This window comes from Cytobacillus firmus NBRC 15306, assembly GCF_001591465.1.
Classification (GTDB): domain Bacteria; phylum Bacillota; class Bacilli; order Bacillales; family Cytobacillaceae; genus Cytobacillus; species Cytobacillus firmus.
Genome location: NZ_BCUY01000137.1, coordinates 1 through 6,091 on the forward strand (window position 1 = coordinate 1; position 6,091 = coordinate 6,091).

The 6,091-nt window shown below is 36.7% G+C and carries 7 protein-coding genes; 2 read left to right on the top strand and 5 right to left on the bottom strand.

The window, feature by feature from the left end; all coding sequences use genetic code 11:
* Together BFI01S_RS20650 and BFI01S_RS20655 are read right to left on the bottom strand one after the other, a co-directional pair.
* Nucleotides 1–394: putative periplasmic lipoprotein (locus tag BFI01S_RS20650; protein WP_156478360.1), on the bottom strand; the 394-nt coding region annotated here is incomplete at its 3' end.
* A 227-nt stretch (nucleotides 395–621) separates the two neighbouring features.
* On the bottom strand, nucleotides 622–1,410 hold the full coding sequence (locus BFI01S_RS20655; RefSeq protein ID WP_061794270.1) for a hypothetical protein: 789 nt from the start codon (nucleotides 1,408–1,410) through the stop codon (nucleotides 622–624).
* Between the two features lie 894 nt (nucleotides 1,411–2,304).
* On the opposite strand from BFI01S_RS20655, the gene BFI01S_RS24640 reads away from it, so the two are divergent.
* The gene (locus BFI01S_RS24640) at nucleotides 2,305–2,475 is read left to right on the top strand and encodes a helix-turn-helix transcriptional regulator (RefSeq protein WP_369691501.1); all 171 of its coding nucleotides are present in this window, start codon (nucleotides 2,305–2,307) and stop codon (nucleotides 2,473–2,475) included.
* Here the strand turns inward: BFI01S_RS24640 and BFI01S_RS23585 are convergent.
* A complete protein-coding gene (locus BFI01S_RS23585) occupies nucleotides 2,405–2,650 on the bottom strand; it encodes a lysozyme inhibitor LprI family protein (protein ID WP_061794271.1) in 246 nt (81 codons plus the stop codon). The genes BFI01S_RS24640 and BFI01S_RS23585 overlap by 71 nt on opposite strands.
* A 150-nt stretch (nucleotides 2,651–2,800) precedes the next feature.
* The gene (locus tag BFI01S_RS20665; protein ID WP_174521691.1) at nucleotides 2,801–3,136 is read right to left on the bottom strand and encodes a DUF4352 domain-containing protein; all 336 of its coding nucleotides are present in this window, start codon (nucleotides 3,134–3,136) and stop codon (nucleotides 2,801–2,803) included.
* Between the two features lie 137 nt (nucleotides 3,137–3,273).
* Between BFI01S_RS20665 and BFI01S_RS20670 the strand changes: the two genes are divergently transcribed.
* A complete protein-coding gene (locus BFI01S_RS20670) occupies nucleotides 3,274–4,203 on the top strand; it encodes a hypothetical protein (RefSeq protein ID WP_061794272.1) in 930 nt (309 codons plus the stop codon).
* A 90-nt stretch (nucleotides 4,204–4,293) separates the two neighbouring features.
* Here BFI01S_RS20670 and BFI01S_RS20675 read toward each other — a convergent pair whose 3' ends face one another.
* Nucleotides 4,294–5,388: a hypothetical protein gene (locus BFI01S_RS20675; RefSeq protein ID WP_061794273.1), complete on the bottom strand. Its 1,095-nt coding sequence runs from the start codon at nucleotides 5,386–5,388 to the stop codon at nucleotides 4,294–4,296.
* Between the last annotated feature and the right edge of the window lie 703 nt (nucleotides 5,389–6,091).

A 6,091-nucleotide genomic window follows, 5' to 3' on the forward strand; every position in this document is an offset into this window, starting at 1 on the left:
GATCTACTTTATAATTATTTATAAATTTTTGTGATAAACTATTAAATTCGCTTACTGCTGATTCTTCATTGAAACTGCCTTTATATTTAGGATTGCGGCTATCTGCCACGTGTTCGTAAGCTATTCTTAAATCTCCGACTCTATCAATAAACTTTGTTTCTTTGTTTGAAAGCTTACTGTAATCAAATTTTTTTGTACATACATCCTGAAAGAGATCTGAATTCGATAGAACATCCTTTGATGGATTTTGATCCAGTTCTTCTACGCTTTTCTGCATGGATTCCAAATAGCTTGTCCCTGCTTTGTATATTTCACTTCGTATTCCCTCTTCACTTTTTTGAGTGCAGCCAGAAAGAGCTACTAGCAGGGAAAAAAAAATTAAGTAATGCTTCAATTGTGCTCCCCTTTTCGGATTCTTTATTTTATTAATCGTTATCAATAGTTCATTTATTCATAATTTTACCTTAGCCCCGTCCTTAGGGATTAAATCAAAAAAAGAAACCCACCCTGCATTGATAGATCAGGTGAGTTTAATGCCGATTTTGTATCCTTGCCTTATCTTTTGCAGTAGCAGCAACGGCTTTTTATGTATATGCTTTGTGCTGCAGCCTGCTATTTGGTTTAATTTTTCTTTAATCGAAGGTAATCAAGCTGTGAACCATTATCGCCTCTAAAGCCCACATACAAATTATAAGTTCCTGCTTTGTATCTCATAATCCACTTTCCATTTATTTCACTCTTACCTTCCGATTCCGGGTTCCCAAGAAGTTCCTGAATAACATAAGGATTAATAGGAACAAAATGATCATCGTTCCAGTCGATTACCTGTACATTGTTGTCATAAGGGTAATAGGTATAATACGTATACATCTTAAAAGTATGAGCAAGGCTTCCAGTATGGGTGCTCTCCAGCTTAGGGACTGTGTTTCCGATCTTCTTAAAATGCTCATAGACTTCCTTAATATCATGTGTGCCGTCCGCAGCAATAGGCTGCCCCTTAAGTATTCCCTGCTCAGCAAGGGTCAATAATCGCTGGTCAAAAAACAGGATTCTTTGAATTTGCCGTTTCTTTGTGGATGAAGGAGTTTCATATTTTACCTGTGCAGGAGACTTTTTAACATACATTCCTCCTCCTACACCATAAAGACCGCCGTGACTGCTGAGATAAGAATACACCCGGTACTCATTCCCTTTTAATAGCTTACGGGATACTGTAAGCTCTCCATTGGAATTTAGCTGGTATAAGTTTGTATCCTGGAGAATTGTTACCTTTCCAATCTGGCCAGGAATTAGAATGGAATTCCCCCACTTCACTCCAATAGGTGCTGATGCTGCTTCGCTTTTTACTACATTGAATGAGCTGAATGCTAACAGGGATACCAGAAATATAGGCAATATTTTTTTTAGCAAGTTCTACTTCTCCTTTCTCGATGAAAACTATGTAAATTATAACAAATTTTGGTCCATCTCTATATGCGTTTCCATTAAATTGGTAATATAGGACTATTAATCTATTTAATTGCTTCTATTACAAAAAGCGCTTTATATCAGTTTGCTGTCCTTATCCTTAAAAATATCACATTACGGAAGCTCTCTGTTTCAGCAGCCCTTTTCCATAATAGTCCATATAATTCTGGAAATATTGGCTTTCTAGCCAGCCTTGTTTCCTGCCCGTATCCACTTTATGCCATAGCTGGCCTGAAAAGGTCATGAATGTATCTGCCTTAGTGACAACCATACCTTTTTGCAGAGATGCGACTGGTTCATAACCCCAATGTGCCCCTCTCCTGATATCAACCTATTCTGTAATTAAGGCTTTTCTTCCCGCCTCGGGTGACGGCACTTCAAAGTTTTCCAATAGTGCCCAGCCTGACTTATAACCATGTGTAACAACTGATACCCACTTGCTCCCTTCACATCCAGCGAAAGTATCTCTTACATTTAATTCTTTCAATACAATATGATATACACCGGTATAGAGAAGAATATTACATAAATTTTAAGTTATATTCATGAAGTTCACAGGGGGATGGCTGACCATTGTATTGCCCAAATTTATGTTTGTCATTTGAGGATTAAGTTAAGGCCCAGTGATATATATGACTTCTTAACCTCCTTCTTGAATATTCCTAAAGTTATAATACTGAAAGCAACAAACTGATATACACCATTTATTCTAGTTAGAACTCTCCTTACGAAGTGAGAATGGAACTACACCAGTCGTCTGTCTATAGTAAAATATACCTATAACAATTTTTTATTAGAGGTTTTCATATGTATCCAGCTATCGGTCACAAACTAAGAATGAAACGATTAGCCCGTAACTTAACTCAAAAAGAAGCAGCGAAAATAATAGGGGTAAGTGTGTATATGATCTCCGCCTGGGAGAATGACCGATATTTTCCTAGTGCAGTAAGAATGGAAAAGTTAGCTGCACTTTATGATATTTCTGCAGAAGAACTATTGGATTTTTAGGAAGCTGCTTTTCCAGTACTTGATAGATTTCATTTAAAGCTTGATCCCACTTTTTTAATATTTCTTCCTCTGATTTTGTCATCCCTAATGTCGAATCATCATCGGTATTACGTATTTCAGCTGCTGCTTTTTCAATTTCATTAAGGTTTTCAATGTATTTATCCTTTTTTCCCATATTATTCTCTTTTTCTGCACCTGCTTCTTTATCCTCTGTATTGAATGGATAGTATTATTTTTAATAAATCGTTTTTCTGTAAAAATACCATTATTAAGATGTACTTAGAAACATAGTTAAAGCCCCTCTCTTTATGAGAAGGGCTTTTGCTTATTTCATCTTAAACCAAATTTCATCAGTCGCTTTACGATTCCATACAATCTTAGGTTCATCGTTTTGATCGACTAAAAATACAGTCCACCCTGCAAAGGATCCGCCTTTATAAAGATCTGTCCAAAGTTCCGAATCAGGTATAACAACGGACTTGTTGCTATACGCAACTCCTTTTTTACTGACCGCTTCAAAATCATGATAGTTTACATTAAATGGTTCTTTATCAGCATTAATCAATTTGAAATAGAATTTGGCCATTACGTATTTTTTGCCTGCAGGGGGCGGATCATTATAATCTGGGATTGGTTGATTCTTATGAAATCTTGTATTCATTATCAGCTCTCCTTACCAATCTTGAGATTTATCTTTTGGTAATAAAATACATGATAAACTACTATTGTCCAGAGTATTTATGGTAAAATTTACTTAGTTTTTATGATTCACTGCACAATAAGGAGGAGACAGAGACATTGAAAAAAATAGGAGCAATATTCGTTTCATTTATCGTATTAATAAACCTTTTTTCTTCTGCAAGCGCTGCAGACAACTGCCAAAACTACAAAAGCGGAAGTAAGGTCTGGTGGGATGGCATTGAATTAAAGCCTGGCCAAATCGGCCGCTTAACCATTAAAAAGGATACAGCTTTATTTAAGCTTAATGGTGAAAAAAAGACACTTTCCCGCACTTTAAAAGCGGGGGAATTTTACCGGATTTATGCGTTTAAGCCAGGTTTATTAAGTGTGGGGGGAGGTTACTTTGTTGAACGCGACAGCCGCGTCACTTACCAGACTCCGTCCAAAACAAAACTGGAGCAGGTAAAACAGATTCAGGTATGCACCATCGCCAATAAGAGCAGAGCAACCTTCACACTTAAGGACTCAAAGGGGATTTCCTATAAGGTGTATGCTGTCGGATCCAACGAGCAAAAAGCTTACGGTTCTTTTTCTTCCTCAGCAACCTGGAACAGTGTATGGGCTGGGATCTCAGAAGGAGATGTACTCTATAAAGGAAATTACAAACTCTACTTACAGAAACAAAATTCGCCTGTAATCGCTGATACCGGAATTCAAATAAAAGACTATGTGTATAACGCATCAAGAAAGATGATTTACCAAGTTCCTACTTATTATATAGGCCAGCCTGACCTCTTAGCGATTGCCAATACAGAAAGCTCAAACTTTGAATCAGCTGATCTTTATTATGTCCATAACGGCCAGCTCTTCAGAGTCAAGCGTTCCGGCTGGGCCGCTATCGGCTATACAACACGTCCATCAACGGTTGACAAGCTTACTTACCAGACAAAAGACTATAACAATGCTGAAGGGGTTTGGACTCTTAATACTTGGATGCTGAATCCGGATAGTGCTGAAATTACTTTGATTGATTCTGAGGATTATTAATAAAACGCAAACAAGGCAGCTATTCCTGTATAGCTGCCTTGTTTTTTATAAGGGATGAGGACAAACGCTTTGTTCCCATTCCCTATTTTATTAATTTTCAGGTTCTTCATTTCTCAGAACTTTTTCAACATTTTCTAACTCAATTTCTTTAAAGATATTTCCCTTATTTCTTTCGAATACCTGCATCTCATCATGGCCCCATACACTTGCAGTTAAGTCAAAATCATTCCCCTTCGAAAGGAATTCAAGCACTTGATAAATGCCCGTATAATGCAAGAAATTAATCGTAAAATTGTCACCATAATTGGTAAACGCAAAGTCTACAGGACTATGAATATACGTTTCGCCTGAAAACCTGGCTGTAAACTCACTTTGTAATTCTACCGATGGTTTAATATCGTCGTTATTATCTACAATCAATTTGATCTTACTGATCGCATCTGGCGTTTCTCCATTATCTTCATATCGTAAGATAAATTGATATCGATTCAACCCTTCTGCCAGTGTATTTCCTGGTATATGAAAATGGTATTCATTGTGTGTTACACCACTTTGCTTAATTCTATTTACATGGTCTGGCTCACCTAACTTTGCAGCAACTCCCTCATAGGAATCACCAATTCCAATCCCCAAGATGGTCAGCTGATCACTCTCTGTAATCTCAAATAAGGGCTTTCCTTTTACTGCGGCAATTCTCTTGTTTATGATTTCTTCTGTCAGATTAACACCTTCTGGCAACTGGTAACCTTTATCTGCTATTGTCGTTTCTAATTGAAGAGACGGCATACTGGAGTTTTCAATATAATAAGTTACATATTCATTTATGGTTTTATAGTATTTAGCAAGATCCGAATCTTCCTCATTAATAAAGGTCAACAGTTTTAAGCCTAATTCATCCTTATAGCCCAATTTATTCACCAGGGGTATAATGGTTTCTCGCTGCTGTTGTTCACTTAACTTAACAAACTCTTTAAAAGTGTACTCCTCTTCTTTTGCAACTTCTTCTTTTGAAGTTTCTTCTTTACCCTCTTCACCTTTAACCTCTGATGCTTCTTTTTTAACAGTTGCTTCATTTGTTTCATTTTGCTCTTTTTTCTTATGTTCATCTACGCTCTTTCCTGTATCTTCAGAACAAGACGTGAGAGCAAATAGTGCTAAAATGATAGCACCCATACATTTTCTCATCGTTCAACCCCCTTAATGATTATGTACTTATTATCATAGCACTATATTACTATTTTTTATAAAAATTTCCAGGGGTTTTATACTGCTCCCCATCGTATTTAGCTTGTTAACTTCCAGCTCGAATTAAAAATACTATGAGATCGAAATCATCTGCTCCAATTGTCTCGTGTATAACTATAGTCATGATCGGAGGACCAAGGGGACAGCACCACGTCCCAGCATGATATCTTTTCCCTCTGTCACAGTAATAGAAATGCAGTTTTAGTCGAAAACGTTCTAACTTTTTTCCTTATGGACATCCATACGATACGTTCTTTCAATGACTACCTCAATGAAATAATAATTGAGGGTTGGACAAATGAAACATGAGAGCCGTCCCGGTGTTTCTCCCACTGGCCTTGCATCTGTTGAAAAAAATCACAAAAATGTAATAAAAAGGATTTACTAAGCATAAAAAAACTCCTATTGTAGAAGTTGTTGACCTTGTTTTGTTCCCTAAACAAACAAGTCTTCTACAAAGGAGTTTTTCCAATGAGTAATAAAAGTATAGGTCGTGAAATGCTTATTTGTCAATGCTTATCCCTTCTTCCAACAGAAGATTTTGAATGTCCCCTGATTGATTACGGGAAATATAAGCTTTCTACAAAATCTTTATTAAAAACTTTTGTAGCTGCGCAGCTTGTTTATTGCAAAATAAAAGTGG

Coding starts and splice junctions, on each gene's coding strand:
- BFI01S_RS24640 (WP_369691501.1), top strand. CDS start 2,305: ATGAAACGATTAGCCCGTAACTTAACTCAAAAAGAAGCAGCGAAAATA.
- BFI01S_RS23585 (WP_061794271.1), bottom strand. CDS start 2,650: ATGGGAAAAAAGGATAAATACATTGAAAACCTTAATGAAATTGAAAAA.
- BFI01S_RS20665 (WP_174521691.1), bottom strand. CDS start 3,136: ATGAATACAAGATTTCATAAGAATCAACCAATCCCAGATTATAATGAT.
- BFI01S_RS20675 (WP_061794273.1), bottom strand. CDS start 5,388: ATGAGAAAATGTATGGGTGCTATCATTTTAGCACTATTTGCTCTCACG.